Below are 15,688 nucleotides of genomic sequence, written 5' to 3'. Positions count from 1 at the left end.
TTCAACTCCGGCGCCCCGCAAAGGGGAGGCCTCGTTAGTGGTCAAATTCCTGTGGTTCAACGGCTCAACACCAAGCGGACAGTGTGTTCTGCCCCGCTCTTGAGGCTTGCCGGGCTAACAGCAGGCAACAGGATGGCGAATGGCACGGGCACGAGGCCGGCCAGCTGGGTTGAACGATGCATATGGGCTTCCTTTTTTATTATCAGGATTGCTGGCGGGATGCCCCGCCAGCAATCGGGTGGTTCAGCAGATCGCCTGCATTCACCACCTCGCTGGGCCTACGATCAGCGGCCTGATTTCACCCGTGTCCAGCTGCGGGTTACGGCACGTTGTACCTTCGGGTTCAGCTCCTTGAAGGTGTACAGCTTCTTCGAAGCTTCTGCGGTCGGGTAGATGCCCGGGTTGTTGCGGATCTCCTCGGATACCAGTGGCGTGGCGGTGGCGTTGCCGTTCGGGTAGGCGACATAGTCGGAGATCGGCGCGATCACTTCCGGGGTCAGGATGTAATTGAGGAAGGCGTACGCCTCGTCGAGGTTCTTGGCATCGGCCGGGATGGCCATCATGTCGAAGAACGAGGCAGCACCCTCTTTCGGAATCGCATAGGCGACCGGGACATCGTTCTTCGCTTCCTCGGCACGCGCCTGAGCCTGGAACACATCGCCGGACCAGCCCAGTGCCACGCAGATGTTGCCGTTGGCCAGGTCGGAGATGTACTTGGATGAGTGGAAGTAGGTGATGTAAGGACGCACCTGCATCAGCAGCTCTTCGGCCTTCTTCACATCATCGACGCTGGTCGGGTTCGGGTTCAGGCCCTGATAGTGCAGCGCGGCAGCATAGACCTCATCCGGCGCATCGAGCATGGAGATGCCGCAGGACTTGAGCTTCTCCATATTTTCCGGCTTGAACAGCACATCCCAGGAGTCGATCTTGTCGATACCCAGCGCCGCCTTGACCTTCTCCGGGTTATAACCGATGCCGGTAGTACCCCACAGGTAGGGGAAGGCGTATTGGTTACCCGGGTCGGCATTTTCCAGGGCCGTCATCAGGTCCGGGTTGAGGTGCTTCCAGTTCGGCAACTTGGACTTGTCGAGTTTCTGGAACACCCCGGCCTTGATCTGCTTGGCCAGGAACTGGTTGGACGGCACTACCACGTCATAGCCCGAACCGCCGGAAAGCAGCTTGGCCTCCAGGGTTTCATTGCTGTCGAAGACGTCGTAGACCACCTTGATACCGGTTTCTTTCTGGAAATTTTCCAGGGTGTCTTCGGCGATGTAATCCGACCAGTTGTAGACGTGCAGCACTTTTTCCTCAGCTTGCGCGGCACCCGCGACCGCCCCGGCGAGGGACAACGCGAGAAGGGTTTTGCCGAATATCTTCATGCGTACAGCTCCTGTTGTTGTAAAAATGTTCCCGGAAAATGCGCAGCCTGGCTGCCCCACTTTCCGGTGAGCCGAACCAACGCACTGGCCCAGCCTGGCAAGCTTGCGTCACTCGTTACAGCGTTCAGCGTAGCCCGCTGAACGCTGTAACGAGCGGCGTGTTTCAGCCGGCAAGTTCCGCGGCGGTCAAGTCGAGACACTTACGTGCCTTGTCTACCAGTTCGTCGATCTCGGCCTTGCTGATGACCAGCGGCGGCGAAATGATCATGGTGTCGCCCACGGCACGCATGATCAGACCATTGTCGAAACAATGACCACGGCAAATCATGCCTGCCCCCGACTCGCTCGGATAGCGCTCACGGGTGGCCTTGTTCTTCACCAGCTCGATCGCCCCAAGCATGCCGACACCGCGCACTTCACCCACCAACGGATGATCGGCCAACTCACGTAGACGCTTTTGCAAATACGGTGCCGTTTCTGCCTTGACCCGCTCAATGATTTTTTCTTCGCGCAGGATGCGGATGTTTTCCAGCGCCACCGCCGCCGCCACCGGATGCCCGGAATAGGTGAAGCCGTGGTTGAAATCGCCACCCTGGTTGAGTACCTCGACGACTTCGTCGCGCACGATCAGGCCGCCCATTGGGATGTAACCGGAAGTCAGCCCCTTGGCGATGGTCATCAGGTCCGGTTGCAGGCCGTAGAAGTCGCTGCCGAACCATTCGCCGGTGCGACCGAACCCGCAGATCACCTCATCGGCGACGAACAGGATGTCGTATTTGGCGAGAATCTCGCGGATGCGCGGCCAGTAACTGTCCGGCGGCACGATCACCCCGCCGGCGCCTTGGATTGGCTCGGCGATAAAGGCGGCGACATTTTCCTCGCCGACTTCGAGAATCTTTTTCTCCAGCTGGTCGGCAGCCCAGATACCGAACTCCTCCGGGCTCATGTCACCGCCTTCGCCGAACCAATAGGGTTGGGCAATGTGCTCGATGCCTGGAATCGGCAAATCGCCCTGCTCGTGCATGAACTTCATGCCGCCGAGACTGGCGCCGGCCACGGTGGAACCGTGATAACCGTTGATGCGGCTGATGATGACCTTCTTCTGCGGCTGGCCCTTGATCGCCCAGTAATGACGGACCATGCGCAGCATGGTGTCATTGCCTTCGGAGCCGGAGCCGGTGAAGAACACATGGTTCATGCCGGCGGGGGAGATCTCGGCGAGGGTCTTGGCCAATTCCAGTACCGGCGGATGGGCGGTCTGGAAGAACAGGTTGTAGAAAGGCAGCTCTTTCATCTGCTTGCTGGCGGCATCGGCCAGCTCGTCGCGGCCATAACCGATGGCCACGCACCAGAGACCAGCCATTCCGTCGAGGATCTTGTTGCCTTCGCTGTCCCACAGGTAAACGCCATCGGCCTTGGTGATGATGCGCGGGCCGCTCTCCGCCAACTGCTTGAAGTCGCTGAACGGCGCCAGGTGGTGGTCACGGCTCATGGCCTGCCACTCAAGGGTCTGCGGGTTGCTTGCTTGCTTAGTCATATCCACCTCAAAAATGTACGCCAACTGCGGGTGCCGCGGGCCTCGCGCCCTGGCACCCGTTCGCTCAAACCGAGAGCAGCAGGAACTCGCGCTCCCAGGAACTGATTACCCGCTTGTAGTTTTCGTGCTCGGCACGCTTGACCGCCACGTAACCACGGATGAATTTCGCACCCAGGTATTCTTCCGCCGCCTTGCAGGCCTCCATCCGCTCCAGTGCGTGCTCGATGGTGATCGGCAGGCGCAGATTGCGCCGCTCATAACCCCGGCCCTGGACCGGCGCGCCAGGTTCAAGCTGTTCCACCATGCCCATGTAACCGCACAGCAGCGAGGCAGCCAGCACCAGGTAAGGGTTGGCATCGGCACCGGCCAGGCGGTTTTCCACCCGCCGGTTCTGCGGCGTGGCCTCAGGGACGCGCAGGCCAACCGTGCGATTCTCTTCGCCCCACTCGACGTTCACCGGCGCCGAGGTATCCGGCAGGAAGCGGCGGAAGGAATTGACGTTGGGCGCGAACAGCGGCAGCAGTTCGGGGATGTATTTCTGCAAGCCACCAATGTGCTGCATAAACAGTTCGCTCATGCTGCCATCGGCATTGGAAAACAGGTTTTGTCCGGTTTTGATGTCCACCACACTCTGGTGAATGTGCATGGCACTGCCCGGCTGGTCGGTGATCGGCTTGGCCATGAAGGTCGCCGCCACGTCATGCTTGAGCGCCGCCTCGCGCATGGTGCGCTTGAACACGGTGATCTGGTCGGCCAGGTGCAAGGCCTCGCCATGCCGGAAGTTGATTTCCATCTGTGCCGGGCCGTCTTCGTGGATCAGGGTATCGAGATCCAACCCCTGGATTTCACTCCAGTCATAGACATCTTCAAACAGCGGGTCAAATTCGTTGGCCGCATCGATGGAGAACGACTGACGACCGACTTCCGGGCGACCGGAACGGCCCATCGGCGCTTCCAGCGGGAAGTCCGGGTCGCTGCAACGCTTGGTCAGGTAGAACTCCATCTCCGGCGCCACGATGGGCTTCCAGCCCTTATCGGCATACAGCTTAAGTACATTCTTGAGAATGTTGCGCGGCGACAACTCGATCGGGTTGCCCTGCTTGTCGAACGTATCGTGGATGACCATGGCGGTCGGCTCGATGGCCCACGGCACCAGGAACACCGCATCGGCATCGGGACGGCAGAACATGTCGATGTCCGCTTCGTCGAGCAGGTCGTAATAAATATCGTCCTCGACATAGTCGCCGGTCACGGTCTGCAGCAGCACACTCTCGGGAAGGCGCATGCCCTTCTCGTCGAGGAACTTGTTGGTCGGCGAAATCTTGCCCCGGGCAATGCCGGTAAGGTCGCTGATCAGGCATTCAACTTCGGTGATTTTGCGCTCTTTCAGCCAGCTCGAAAGCTGGTCCAATTTGCTGCTCATAGAGACCTCGGGGTTGGTTAGAGCCGACTTATATATAGTCGGCTCAGCACAGTCCCGCCCTCTTCCTGCAAGCCTCACCAAAGGCCTGGAAGATGGCGAGATCATTCGGGTTGGATCCTACCTGCCATTCGGGGTGCCATTGCACCCCCAGCGCAAAACTGGGCGCACCTTCGACGGAGAAGGATTCGATCAACCCGTCTGGCGCCAGCGCTTCGACTCGAAGGCCAGGCGCCAGACGCTCAACGCCCTGACCATGAATGGAATTGACGGCAATTTCGCTCGGCAAGCCAAGGCCGGCGAGAATGCCACCTGGCTGCACCCGCAGCAGGTGGCGTGGGCCGTATTGCACATCGAGGGGCTCATCCGGCTGCTCGCGGTGATCGAGCATGCCGGCGACTTCATGTACCTTTTGGTACAGGGTGCCACCGAAGGCCACGTTCATCTCCTGAAAGCCGCGACAGATGCCGAGCACAGGGACGCCTGCCGCAATCGCCTTGCGGATCAGTGGCAAGGTGGTGCTATCGCGTTCGGGATCGTGCGCAGTACCGGCCTCGCTGGCCGAGCCGCTATAATGATGAGGCTCGATATTGGACGGGGAGCCGGTGAACAGCAAACCGTGCAGATTATCGAGCAGGGTCGGCTGATCGATCAGTTCGCCCAGCGCCGGAATGATCAGCGGCAAGCCGCCGGCTCCGATAGCTATGGCACGAACGTATTTATCACCTGTTATATGGTGAAGATGCAGACCAACCTGTTTGGAGCAGGCGGTGACGCCGATCAACGGCAGGTGCGACATGAGACACCCGTTTTATTGCTGTTAGAGGGTTGAACCGGAGCTTAGCCTTGTTCATTTTTTTACACAATAGCCATGTAAAAAATTGTACACACCCCAATGAGCACCGCGCCAGTCATGGCTCCGAGGGGGGGTTCACTGCCCTGAAGCGCCCTAAAAACGGCCACAATGCTCTTTTTTAGAGCAAAATAAACCACCCTTGACAGAGCTCTAGGTTTAAGATTGACTCAGCTTATCGCAGTTCAATGATTGATATTTTTAACAATAAAGGTGTTGCATCATGTCGGTACCCCCGCGTGCCGTTCAGCTTAACGAAGCGAACGCGTTCCTTAAGAAACATCCTGAGGTCCTGTTCGTCGACCTTCTCATTGCAGATATGAATGGAGTGGTGCGCGGCAAGCGCATCGAGCGTGCGAGCCTGCACAAGGTTTACGAACGCGGCATCAACCTCCCGGCGTCTTTGTTCGCTCTGGATATCAATGGCTCGACAGTGGAAAGCACTGGCCTGGGCCTGGATATCGGCGATGCCGACCGTATCTGCTATCCCATCCCCAACACCCTGTGCAATGAACCCTGGCAGAAGCGCCCTACCGCGCAACTGTTGATGACCATGCACGAAATGGAAGGCGAGCCGTTCTTTGCCGACCCACGGGAAGTGTTGCGTCAGGTGGTCGCGAAGTTCGACGAACTGGGCCTCACTATTTGTGCCGCTTTCGAACTCGAGTTCTACCTGATCGATCAGGCCAATGTGAACGGTCGACCGCAGCCGCCGCTCTCGCCGCTGTCAGGCAAGCGTCCGCATTCGACCCAGGTCTACCTGATCGACGACCTCGACGAATATGCCGAATGCCTGCAAGACATTCTCGAGGGCGCTAAAGAGCAAGGTATCCCGGCCGACGCCATCGTCAAGGAAAGTGCCCCGGCGCAGTTCGAGGTCAACCTGCACCACGTCGCCGACCCGATCAAGGCCTGCGACTATGCGCTGCTGCTCAAGCGCCTGGTGAAGAACATCGCCTACGACCATGAGATGGACACCACCTTCATGGCCAAGCCGTACCCGAACCAGGCGGGCAACGGGCTGCACGTGCACATCTCGATCCTCGACAAGGACGGCAAGAATATTTTTGCCTGCGAAGATCCCGAGCAGAACGATGCCCTGCGCCACGCCATTGGCGGTGTGCTGGAAACCATGCCGGCTTCGATGGCCTTCCTCTGCCCGAACGTCAACTCGTACCGCCGTTTCGGCGCCCAGTACTACGTACCCAACTCGCCTTGCTGGGGTATCGATAACCGCACCGTTGCCCTGCGGGTACCGAACGACACGGCCGATGCCGTTCGCATCGAGCACCGGGTCGCAGGCGCGGATGCCAACCCCTACCTGCTGCTGGCGGCAGTCCTGGCGGGCGTCCACCACGGCCTGACCAACAAGGTCGAGCCAACGGCACCGGTGGAAGGCAACTCCTACGAGCAGAACGAGCAAAGCCTGCCGAACAACCTGCGCGATGCCCTGCGCGAGCTGGACGACAGCGAGATCCTGGCGCGGTATATCGACCCGAAATACATCGATATCTTCGTCGCCTGCAAGGAAAGCGAGCTGGCCGAGTTCGAGAACTCGATCTCCGACCTCGAGTACAACTGGTACCTGCACACCGTGTAAGCAAGCCCCGACGCCGGCCCTGAGCCGGCGTCGTTTTATCCAGCTGAAACTGCCAACAACCTGATCAGCCGCGCGCGCAAGCCTGTGGCGGCATAGTGTTGCGCCGCATTCCTCTGAGGATGCTCGCCGTACTCAATCCAATGGCCGCGCCGGCTGGCGTGGACGCACCGTCAAGGAGACACCCATGCTGCGCTTCTGCGCTTCGCTACTGCTCACCCTAGTGCCGTTACTGGCCCACTCTGCGCAAGTGGAGCCACTGGAGAAGGCCGGAGACAGCCTGCGCGTCTACAACTGGAACGACTACATCGCCCCGCAAGTGCTGAAGGACTTCGAGGCCGCAACCGGCATCCGCGTCGAATACCATACCTTCAGCAGTGCCGAGGAAATGCAGGCGGCGCTCGATGGCAGCGAGGCCATCGACATCATTGTCCCCTCGCACAATGACTTGCCGCGCCTGATCAAGGACGACCAGCTGCAACCCCTGGATTTCAACCTGCTGCCCAACCGCAAGCACCTGGACAAACTACTGCTGAGCAAGCTCGCAGCGGTCGATCCGAGCAACCGTTACGCGGTGCCTTACCTGTGGGGCGCAGTTGGCCTGGCAATCAATACCCCGCAGGCCGAAGCCGCCTTCGGTGGCCCGCTACCCAATAGCTGGAGCCTGCTGTTCGACGCCGAACAGAGCACGCGCCTGGCCAGTTGTGGCATCAGCGTGCTGGATGCGCCGGACGAAACCCTGTCGTTGCTGCTCAACTATCAAGGTCGCAGCCTGACTCGCAGCGCACCGAGCCGCATCGAGCGCGCCAGCAGTGTGCTCGATGGCCTGCGTCCGAACTTGCGCTACATCGACAGCGAGCGCTATATCGACGACCTCAACAATGGCCGCCTGTGTGTTGCCATGGCCTGGGTCGGCGACGCCCTGGCGGCGGCCGATGCCGGCCAGCCGGTGCGTTTTCTGGTCCCGGATGAGGGCTCGGTGCTGTTCATCGACAATCTGGTGATCCCGCGCAGCGCCCGCCGCGCCGACCTGGCCCATCGCTTCATCGACTACCTGATGCAGCCCGAAGTCGCCGCGCTGATCACCACGGAAACCCTCTACCCCAGCGGCAATGCCGACGCCAAGGCGTTCCTCGACGTGGCGCTGCGCAACCAGCCCGGCCTCTACCCGGACGCCGAGACCAAGCGCCGCCTGCATGCCCAGGAGGCCTTTGCGGAAAAGCACGTGCAGGTCCGCGACCGGGTGTGGCAGCGCTTTCGTGACGGCGCCCAGTCGCTGTAACGCTGGCCGGTCGGCGCACCCTTGCAGCCCACCGCAGGCAATCCCGGGCGGAATCCCAGCCTAGGCGGCGGCCGCAGGCGCTGCAGCCGACTTGCCTGCACAGCTCCGGCTGGCGTCCAATAGCGCGTCCCTTGCCGAGATGATTGCCATGCAGCGTAGCGCCACCGCCCGCAAACCCCGCGCCAGCAGCCAGGCACGGATTACCGTGATCCTCGCTGCCGCCCGCGCCCTGCTCGCCGAGCAGGGCGTGGCCAATCTGTCGATCTACAGCGTGGCCGAGCGCGCGGCCATTCCCGCGTCCTCGGTCTACCACTTCTTCGCCAGCGTGCCGGCGCTGCTCGAAGGCCTGACCGCCGACATCCACGCCGCCTTTCGTGCCAGCTTGCAGGCGCCCATCACCCATGCCGAACTGCGCGACTGGCGCGATTTATCACGCATCGTCGAGCAGCGCATGCTGGATATCTACGCGGCCGACCCCGCGGCCCGGCAACTGATCCTGGCCCAGCACGGGCTTACCGAGGTGACCCAGGCCGACCGCCAGCACGACATCGAGCTGGGCCGGCTGATGCAGGTGCTGTTCGAGCGGCATTTCGAGCTGCCGGCACTGCCGGACGATGTCGATGTGTTCGCCCTGGCCATGGAACTGGGCGACCGCGTCTATGCCCGCTCGGTGCAGCTGCACGGCAACATTACCCCGCGCCTGGCCGAAGAAGGCATGCGCGTGTTCGACGCCTACCTGGGCCTGTACCTGCCGCCCTATCTGCCAAAACGCGGCGCAGCACTCTAGCCGCGACCAAAAACAGATATTTATCCGTCATTTTGTCGAAATAAATAACAAAATAGACAGAATGAACTTTTAAAACGGATTTTTATCGATTATAAAGTCACGCAACCGCCCGCCGACACGGCGTCGTCATCGGTCGTCTGCTAGCGTGTAACGACCACCGCTCATTGCCTATACGAGGTGTTCCATGTCCCGCATCGTCACCGTCGCCGCGACCCAGATGGCTTGTTCCTGGGATCGCGCCGCCAACATCGCCAACGCCGAGAAGCTGGTACGCCAGGCGGCGGCCCAGGGCGCGCAGATCATCCTGATCCAGGAACTGTTCGAGACCCCGTACTTCTGCCAGAAGCCCAACCCGGACTACCTGCAGCTGGCCACCACGGTCGAGGCCAACGAAGCCATTGCGCACTTCCAGAAGGTCGCCAAGGAACTTGAGGTGGTGCTGCCGATCAGCTTCTTCGAGCTGGCCGGGCGGGCGCGTTTCAACAGCATCGCGATCATCGACGCCGACGGCAGCAACCTCGGGATTTATCGCAAAAGCCACATCCCGGATGGCCCCGGCTACCACGAGAAGTACTACTTCAATCCGGGCGACACCGGCTTCAAGGTGTGGAACACCCGCTACGCCAAGATCGGCGTGGGCATCTGCTGGGATCAGTGGTTCCCCGAGTGCGCGCGCAGCATGGCTTTGCTCGGCGCCGAGATTCTGTTCTACCCGACGGCCATTGGCAGCGAGCCGCATGACCCCAATATCACCTCGCGCGAGCACTGGCAGCGCGTGCAGCAGGGCCATGCCGGCGCCAACCTGATGCCGCTGGTGGCGAGCAACCGCATCGGCCGCGAAGACCAGGGCGATTACCACATCAACTTCTACGGCTCCTCGTTCATCGCCGACCAGTTCGGGGCCAAGGTCGAAGAGCTGAACCAGACCGAGGAAGGCGTGCTGGTGCACAGCTTCGACCTCGATCAGCTGGAGCACACGCGCAGCGCCTGGGGCAGCTTCCGCGACCGCCGGCCGAACCTCTACGGGCCGATCAAGACCCTGGACGGCTACCTGGAATCCTGACCCATCCCTTGGCCGCAGCCTGGGCGCCTGATGGCCGCCCAGGCCGCGCCCCATCTGCCCCTGCAGGTACACGCAATGACCACACTCCACAGCACTCCTCGCGCCGACGGCTTCCGCATGCCGGCCGAGTGGGAAGCCCATAGCCAGACCTGGATGGTCTGGCCCGAGCGTCCGGACAACTGGCGCCTGGGCGGCAAGCCGGCGCAGGCCGCCTTTACCGCGGTGGCCAAGGCCATCGCCGCGTTCGAGCCGGTGACCGTCTGCGTCAGCGCCGGCCAGTACGAGAACGCCCGCGCCCGCCTTGACCATGCGGCCATCCGCCTGGTCGAAGTCAGCACCGACGACGCCTGGGTCCGCGACACCGGCCCGACCTTCGTCAGCAACGACCAGGGAGAAATACGCGGCGTCGACTGGACCTTCAATGCCTGGGGCGGCTTCGATGGCGGCCTGTACTTCCCGTGGAACCGCGACGACCAGGTGGCCAGCAAGATCCTCGAGATCGAACGCTGCGCGCGCTACCGCACCGAGGGCTTCGTCCTCGAGGGCGGCTCGATCCACGTCGACAGCGAAGGCACCCTGATCACTACCGAGGAGTGCCTGCTCAACCGCAACCGCAACCCGCACCTGGGGCGCGAGGCGATCGAGCAGCTGCTGCGCGACCACCTGGCCATCGACAAGGTGATCTGGCTGCCGGACGGCCTGTTCAACGACGAGACCGACGGTCACGTCGACAACTTCTGCTGCTACGTGCGCCCGGGCGAGGTGCTGCTGGCCTGGACCGACGACCCACAGAACCCCAACTACCCGCGCTGCCAGGCGGCAATGCAGGTACTCGAAGGCGCCCGCGACGCCCGCGGCCGCCAGCTAATCGTGCACAAGATGCCGATCCCCGGCCCGCTGCATGCCAGCGCCGAGGAATGCGCCGGGGTCGACCTGGTGGCCGGCACCCAGGAGCGCAACCCCGAGGTGCGCCTGGCCGGCTCCTACGTCAACTTCCTGATCGTCAACGGCGGCATCATCGCGCCCTGCTTCGACGACCCCAAGGACGAGGAAGCCCGCGCCATCCTCCAGCGCCTGTTCCCCGCGCACCGCGTGGTGATGGTGCCGGGCCGCGAGATCCTCCTCGGCGGCGGCAACATCCACTGCATTACCCAGCAGCAGCCGGCGCCGCAACGCGCTTGAGCGCAACCGGGCAGGCGAGTGCAGCCTGCCCGGGGCCCCGCTTGGGATTGGCCTCCCGATAGTCCCGGCTCGGGTGTTACTCTGGCGGCCATGAATCCGATCAAGCCGGCTCCAAGTCTCAGTGACGAGAACCACACGCTGACTGACAGCGAACATATAATTCAGGCCCTGCGCGCCGGAAAGAACAAACGTGCGCGAAAGTTTCTCAGCCGTATGCATCCGGCCAAGATCGCCGCCATGCTTGAGAGGCTTGAAGCCGAGCAGCGCATGGCGCTCTGGCAACAAATCGACCCCGCACTCGAAGTGCGCATCCTGCCCCACCTCAGTATCGAGCTGATCAGTCAGCTGGCCGGCGATGCGACGGACACGACTCACGCCAGGCCAGAACAGGAACACGCACACAGCAGCGTCAACCATCTGGAAGCCGTGCGCGATGCGCTGAACCAGAAGAAGCTCAAGCGGGTCGGCAAGCTTCTGCAGCGCATGCACCCGGCCAAGATCGCTGGTCTCCTCGAGTCGCTGCCTCCCGTAGAACGCCGCAGCGTCTGGAGCATGGTCGACACCGACCGGACCGGTAAAGTCCTGACCTATCTTCACGATGCAATACGCGTCGCCCTGGCACTCGAACTCGACCTTGAAGACCTGATCGCCTCGGCCGAGCACCTCGAACTCGATGACCGAGTCGACCTGATCCAGACCCTGCCCGCCGAGCTGGGCAATAAACTGCTGTACGCCAGCAGCGCTAGCCAGCGTAAGCAGCTGGAGTCGATGCTGTCCTACCCCGAGGACTCCGCCGGCGGCTTGATGAACGCCGACGCCATCCAGATCCGTGCCGATGTACAAGTCAGCACGGTGCTGCGCTATCTGCGCCTGCTGGAAAAGCTGCCGCCACAGACCGACATGCTGATGGTGGTCGACCGCAAAGGCCATTACCAGGGTGGCCTGCGGCTGAGCAGCCTGGTCACCGCTGATTTGCACCGCCCCGTAGCCGAGTTGATGAACCGCGATCTCGCCGGCATCGCGGTGACCAGCAAGGGTAACGAAGTTGCCCAGCTGTTCCAGGACTTCGACCTGCTGTCCGCGCCGGTAGTCGATGAGCACAACCGGGTGCTCGGCCGGATCACCGTCGACGACGTGGTCGACCTGATTCGCGAGGACTCCGACCGTGCCCTGATGCAAATGGCCGGTCTCGATGACGAAGCCGACATGTTCGCCCCGGTGCTGGTCAGTTCACGCCGCCGCGCGGTATGGCTGGGGATCAACCTGGTCACCGCATTCAGCGCCGCCTGGGTGATCGGCCTGTTTCAGGCGACCCTGGAGCAACTGGTGGCTCTGGCCGTACTGATGCCCATAGTGGCGAGCATGGGCGGTATCGCCGGCAGCCAGACCCTCACTCTGGTGATCCGCGGCCTGGCCCTTGGGCAGCTGCAGAAAGGCAATATTCGTATCCTGCTCAATCGCGAGCTGGGCATCTCCATCCTCAACGGCCTGCTCTGGTCGGTGGTGATCGCCCTGCTCGCGGTGCTCTGGTTCGGCGACTGGGGCATAGGCGCCGTGCTCGGCGTCGCCATCCTGGTCAACCTGCTGTGCGCGGCACTGGCCGGCTGGGGCATCCCGCTGCTGCTCCAGCGCATGGGCATCGACCCGGCACTGGCTGGCAGCGTGATTCTGACCACGGTGACCGATGTCGTCGGCTTTTTCGCCTTCCTCGGCCTGGCCACGCTGTTGTTGCTGTAACTGACGGCGCGCAGAGCATGCGTAACGCCGCTTGAGCCGCCCGGCGAAGTTGAAGCGGTAGCAGCAGGCGGGCGTGTCTTACACCCGCTCGGCGCTATCCCAGCGCCAGGGCGCGCCGCGTGCTTAGCGGATCGAGCGTGCGCAGCGCCTGGTACTGGCTGATGAACACCTGGCCGCCAAAGCGCTCGAGGAAATCCGAACGGCGCAGCTGATCCATCACCGGCCCCTTCACTTCCGACAGGTGCAGCTGCACCCCAGCCGCATGCAGGCGCTCGACGCTGGCTTCCAGGCTTTCCAGGGCGCTGGCATCGATCAGGTTGACCCCCGGACACATCAGCACCAGATGGCGTACCAGCGGGCGCGCCGCGATCAGTTCGCCGATGCGCTCTTCGAGAAAGCGCGCGTTGGGAAAATACAGGCTCTCGTCGATCCGCAACGACAGAACGCTGGGGCTCTGCACCACGTCGAAGCGCTCGACATTGCGAAAATGCTCGCTGCCCGGCATCTGACCAACCACCGCCACATGCGGGCGGCTGGTGCGCCAGAGGAACAGCAGCAGCGACAAGCCGACGCCCATCAGGATACCCGTCTCCACGCCGACCAGCAGCACCCCGCCCAGAGTCGCCGCATGCGCCGCACCGTCCTGACGGGAATAGCGCCAGGTCCGGCCCAGGGCCTTGAGGTCGACCAGGCTGAGCACCGCAACGATGATGGTCGCAGCCAGCACCGCTTGCGGCAAGTTGTGCAGCAGCGGGGTCAACAGCAGCACGCTGATGGCGATACCGCCAGCGGTCAGCACGCCGGCCATCGGTGTCTGTGCGCCGGCATCGAAGTTGACCACCGAGCGGGAAAAGCCGCCGGTGACCGGGAAGCCACCACTGAAGGCCGCCGCCAGGTTGGCGCCGCCCAGGCCGAGCAGTTCATTGTCTGGATCGATCCGCTGACGGCGCTTGGCCGCCAGGGTCTGCGCCACCGACACCGACTCGACGAAGCCGACCAGGCTGATCAACAGCGCCGCCGGCAACAGCTGCAGGGCCAGGCCGTAGTCCAGGGTCGGCAGGGTCAGCCCCGCCAAGCCCTGGGGCACGGTGCCGACGACCTTGACTCCGGCCTGCTCCAACTGCAACAGGCCGACCACCAGGATCGACACGATGATTGCCAGCACCGGACCGGCCTTGGCCAGGTTACCGGCCAGGGTCGCCCCCAGACCCAGGCGTACCAGTAGAGGCTGTAGCTGGCCGCGCACCCACCAGAGAAACAGCAGGCTGCAGGCGCCGATCAACAGGGTGGGCCCGTGTACCGCCGGCAGGTTGTGCAGCAGCGCCGGCAGCAGCTGCTGAAGGTTCTCGCCGGAGGCGGAAATGCCGAGGAGATGCTTGAGCTGGCCGACCGCGATGAGAATCCCGGAGGCGCTGATAAAGCCGGAAACCACCGGATGGCTGAGGAAGTTGGCGACGAAGCCCAGACGCAGCAGGGCCATGCCGGCGAGCAACAGCCCGGACAGCAGCGCCAGCAACATGGCGGCGCCGACATACTCGGGGCTGCCGGCAGGGAATAATGGCCCAAGGGCGGCAGCGGTCATCAGCGACACCACCGCCACCGGGCCGACTGCCAGGGTGCGGCTGGAACCGAACAGGGCATAGGCCAGTAGCGGCAGGATGCTGGCATACAGCCCGGTCACCGGCGGCAAGCCGGCGAGCATGGCATAGGCCAGGCTCTGCGGAATCAGCATCAGGGTGACGATCAGCGCCGCCAGGCCATCCTGCGCGGCCGTGGCGCGGTTGTATTGCCGTCCCCAGTCGAGGCAGGGCAGCCAGCGGCGCAGGCTCATTGCGCCTGCTCCCGAGCGATTTCGCCTGCGCCCGGCGCATTCATGGCCAAGGGGTAGCGCGACGGGCCATTCGACGAGTCCATCAGCCTCTCCTCAAAGTACATCAAGCGGGATTTTCAGGTAGCGGGTGCCATTGTCCTCGGGCGGCGGTAGCTGCCCGGCGCGCATGTTCACCTGCACCGCCGGCAGGATCAGGGCCGGCATGCCGAGGGTCGCGTCACGCGCGCGGCGCATGGCGACGAACTCATCCTCGCTGACCCCCTCGTGCACATGCACATTGTGCGCACGCTGTTCGGCCAGGGTGCTTTCGTTGAGGAACTCCTCGCGTCCCGGCGCCTTGTAGTCATGGCACATGTACAGGCGGGTCTGGTCCGGCAAGTCGAACAGCTTGCGAATCGAACGGAACATCACCCGCGCATCGCCACCGGGGAAATCGCAGCGAGCGGTGCCGTAATCGGGCATGAACAGGGTATCGCCGACAAAGGCAGCATCGCCGACCACATAGGTCAGGCAGGCGGGGGTATGCCCGGGGGTATGGATGACCCGCGCGGCGAGGCTGCCAATCTGGAAGCACTCACCGTCGCTGAACAGGCGGTCGAACTGACGGCCATCGGTGGCGAACTCGCTGCCGGCATTGAACAGCTTGCCGAAGGTAGTCTGCACCACGGTGATCAGCTCGCCGATGGCCAACTGGCCGCCCAGCTCACGCTGGAGGTAGGGCGCGGCGGACAGGTGATCGGCATGCACATGGGTTTCCAGCAGCCAGTCGACGCTCAGCCCCTGCTCGCGTACATAGGCGATCAGGCGGTCGGCATTCTCGAACGAGGTGCGCCCGGCTGCCTGGTCATAGTCGAGCACCGAGTCGACGATGGCGCAGCGCCGGGTCGCAGGATCGCTGACCACGTAGCTGTAGGTGAAGGTGGCAGGATCAAAAAAAGCTTCGATGTGCGCTTGCATGCTGACGGCCCTCCTTCGCATACCTCAGGGGTGTTTCGTGGGGCGCCGTAAGCGCCCGTGATG

General features: G+C 62.7%; 12 protein-coding genes. 6 read left to right on the top strand and 6 right to left on the bottom strand.

Going from position 1 to position 15,688, the window contains the following annotated elements:
- Positions 1–284: 284 nt before the first annotated feature.
- From LJY18_RS19100 to LJY18_RS19085, 4 genes are all read right to left on the bottom strand, one after another.
- On the bottom strand, positions 285–1,379 hold the full coding sequence (locus tag LJY18_RS19100) for a polyamine ABC transporter substrate-binding protein (protein ID WP_238043506.1): 1,095 nt from the start codon (positions 1,377–1,379) through the stop codon (positions 285–287).
- Between the two features lie 163 nt (positions 1,380–1,542).
- Positions 1,543–2,916 (bottom strand): aspartate aminotransferase family protein, encoded by a 1,374-nt coding sequence (locus LJY18_RS19095; RefSeq protein WP_238043505.1) that lies wholly within the window; start codon positions 2,914–2,916, stop codon positions 1,543–1,545.
- Positions 2,917–2,980: 64 nt separating this feature from the next.
- Positions 2,981–4,339: a glutamine synthetase family protein gene (locus LJY18_RS19090; RefSeq protein WP_238043504.1), complete on the bottom strand. Its 1,359-nt coding sequence runs from the start codon at positions 4,337–4,339 to the stop codon at positions 2,981–2,983.
- Between the two features lie 43 nt (positions 4,340–4,382).
- The gene (locus tag LJY18_RS19085) at positions 4,383–5,135 is read right to left on the bottom strand and encodes a gamma-glutamyl-gamma-aminobutyrate hydrolase family protein (RefSeq protein ID WP_238043503.1); all 753 of its coding nucleotides are present in this window, start codon (positions 5,133–5,135) and stop codon (positions 4,383–4,385) included.
- A 277-nt stretch (positions 5,136–5,412) separates the two neighbouring features.
- Here LJY18_RS19085 and LJY18_RS19080 point away from each other — a divergent pair, with 277 nt between their 5' ends.
- The 6 genes from LJY18_RS19080 (at position 5,413) to mgtE (ending at position 12,837) form a co-directional block, all read left to right on the top strand.
- The gene (locus LJY18_RS19080; protein WP_238043502.1) at positions 5,413–6,789 is read left to right on the top strand and encodes a glutamine synthetase family protein; all 1,377 of its coding nucleotides are present in this window, start codon (positions 5,413–5,415) and stop codon (positions 6,787–6,789) included.
- 184 nt (positions 6,790–6,973) lie between these two features.
- Positions 6,974–8,068 carry a polyamine ABC transporter substrate-binding protein gene (locus tag LJY18_RS19075; protein WP_238043501.1) on the top strand — a complete coding sequence of 365 codons (1,095 nt, stop codon included), beginning with the start codon at positions 6,974–6,976 and terminating at the stop codon, positions 8,066–8,068.
- A 148-nt stretch (positions 8,069–8,216) separates the two neighbouring features.
- Positions 8,217–8,855: a TetR/AcrR family transcriptional regulator gene (locus LJY18_RS19070; protein ID WP_238043499.1), complete on the top strand. Its 639-nt coding sequence runs from the start codon at positions 8,217–8,219 to the stop codon at positions 8,853–8,855.
- Positions 8,856–9,039: 184 nt separating this feature from the next.
- Positions 9,040–9,918, top strand: a complete 879-nt coding sequence (aguB, locus tag LJY18_RS19065) for an N-carbamoylputrescine amidase (protein WP_238043496.1) — start codon at positions 9,040–9,042, stop codon at positions 9,916–9,918.
- Positions 9,919–9,993: 75 nt separating this feature from the next.
- Positions 9,994–11,100, top strand: a complete 1,107-nt coding sequence (gene aguA, locus LJY18_RS19060) for an agmatine deiminase (protein WP_238043494.1) — start codon at positions 9,994–9,996, stop codon at positions 11,098–11,100.
- 90 nt (positions 11,101–11,190) lie between these two features.
- Positions 11,191–12,837, top strand: a complete 1,647-nt coding sequence (gene mgtE, locus LJY18_RS19055; RefSeq protein ID WP_300650602.1) for a magnesium transporter — start codon at positions 11,191–11,193, stop codon at positions 12,835–12,837.
- A gap of 94 nt (positions 12,838–12,931) precedes the next feature.
- Here the strand turns inward: mgtE and LJY18_RS19050 are convergent, their stop codons facing one another.
- Both LJY18_RS19050 and LJY18_RS19045 read right to left on the bottom strand, forming a co-directional pair.
- Positions 12,932–14,668, bottom strand: coding sequence for a SulP family inorganic anion transporter (locus LJY18_RS19050; protein WP_238043489.1), 1,737 nt, complete (start codon positions 14,666–14,668; stop codon positions 12,932–12,934).
- Between the two features lie 93 nt (positions 14,669–14,761).
- Positions 14,762–15,625, bottom strand: a complete 864-nt coding sequence (locus LJY18_RS19045) for an MBL fold metallo-hydrolase (protein WP_238043487.1) — start codon at positions 15,623–15,625, stop codon at positions 14,762–14,764.
- Between the last annotated feature and the right edge of the window lie 63 nt (positions 15,626–15,688).

This window comes from Pseudomonas sp. MMS21 TM103, from assembly GCF_022132145.1.
Lineage (GTDB): Bacteria > Pseudomonadota > Gammaproteobacteria > Pseudomonadales > Pseudomonadaceae > Aquipseudomonas.
This window is presented reverse-complemented; position numbering and strand designations above follow the sequence as displayed.

Coding starts and splice junctions, on each gene's coding strand:
- LJY18_RS19100 (WP_238043506.1), bottom strand. CDS start 1,379: ATGAAGATATTCGGCAAAACCCTTCTCGCGTTGTCCCTCGCCGGGGCG.
- LJY18_RS19090 (WP_238043504.1), bottom strand. CDS start 4,339: ATGAGCAGCAAATTGGACCAGCTTTCGAGCTGGCTGAAAGAGCGCAAA.
- mgtE (WP_300650602.1), top strand. CDS start 11,191: ATGAATCCGATCAAGCCGGCTCCAAGTCTCAGTGACGAGAACCACACG.
- LJY18_RS19085 (WP_238043503.1), bottom strand. CDS start 5,135: ATGTCGCACCTGCCGTTGATCGGCGTCACCGCCTGCTCCAAACAGGTT.
- LJY18_RS19095 (WP_238043505.1), bottom strand. CDS start 2,916: ATGACTAAGCAAGCAAGCAACCCGCAGACCCTTGAGTGGCAGGCCATG.
- LJY18_RS19075 (WP_238043501.1), top strand. CDS start 6,974: ATGCTGCGCTTCTGCGCTTCGCTACTGCTCACCCTAGTGCCGTTACTG.
- aguA (WP_238043494.1), top strand. CDS start 9,994: ATGACCACACTCCACAGCACTCCTCGCGCCGACGGCTTCCGCATGCCG.
- aguB (WP_238043496.1), top strand. CDS start 9,040: ATGTCCCGCATCGTCACCGTCGCCGCGACCCAGATGGCTTGTTCCTGG.
- LJY18_RS19070 (WP_238043499.1), top strand. CDS start 8,217: ATGCAGCGTAGCGCCACCGCCCGCAAACCCCGCGCCAGCAGCCAGGCA.
- LJY18_RS19050 (WP_238043489.1), bottom strand. CDS start 14,668: ATGAGCCTGCGCCGCTGGCTGCCCTGCCTCGACTGGGGACGGCAATAC.
- LJY18_RS19045 (WP_238043487.1), bottom strand. CDS start 15,625: ATGCAAGCGCACATCGAAGCTTTTTTTGATCCTGCCACCTTCACCTAC.
- LJY18_RS19080 (WP_238043502.1), top strand. CDS start 5,413: ATGTCGGTACCCCCGCGTGCCGTTCAGCTTAACGAAGCGAACGCGTTC.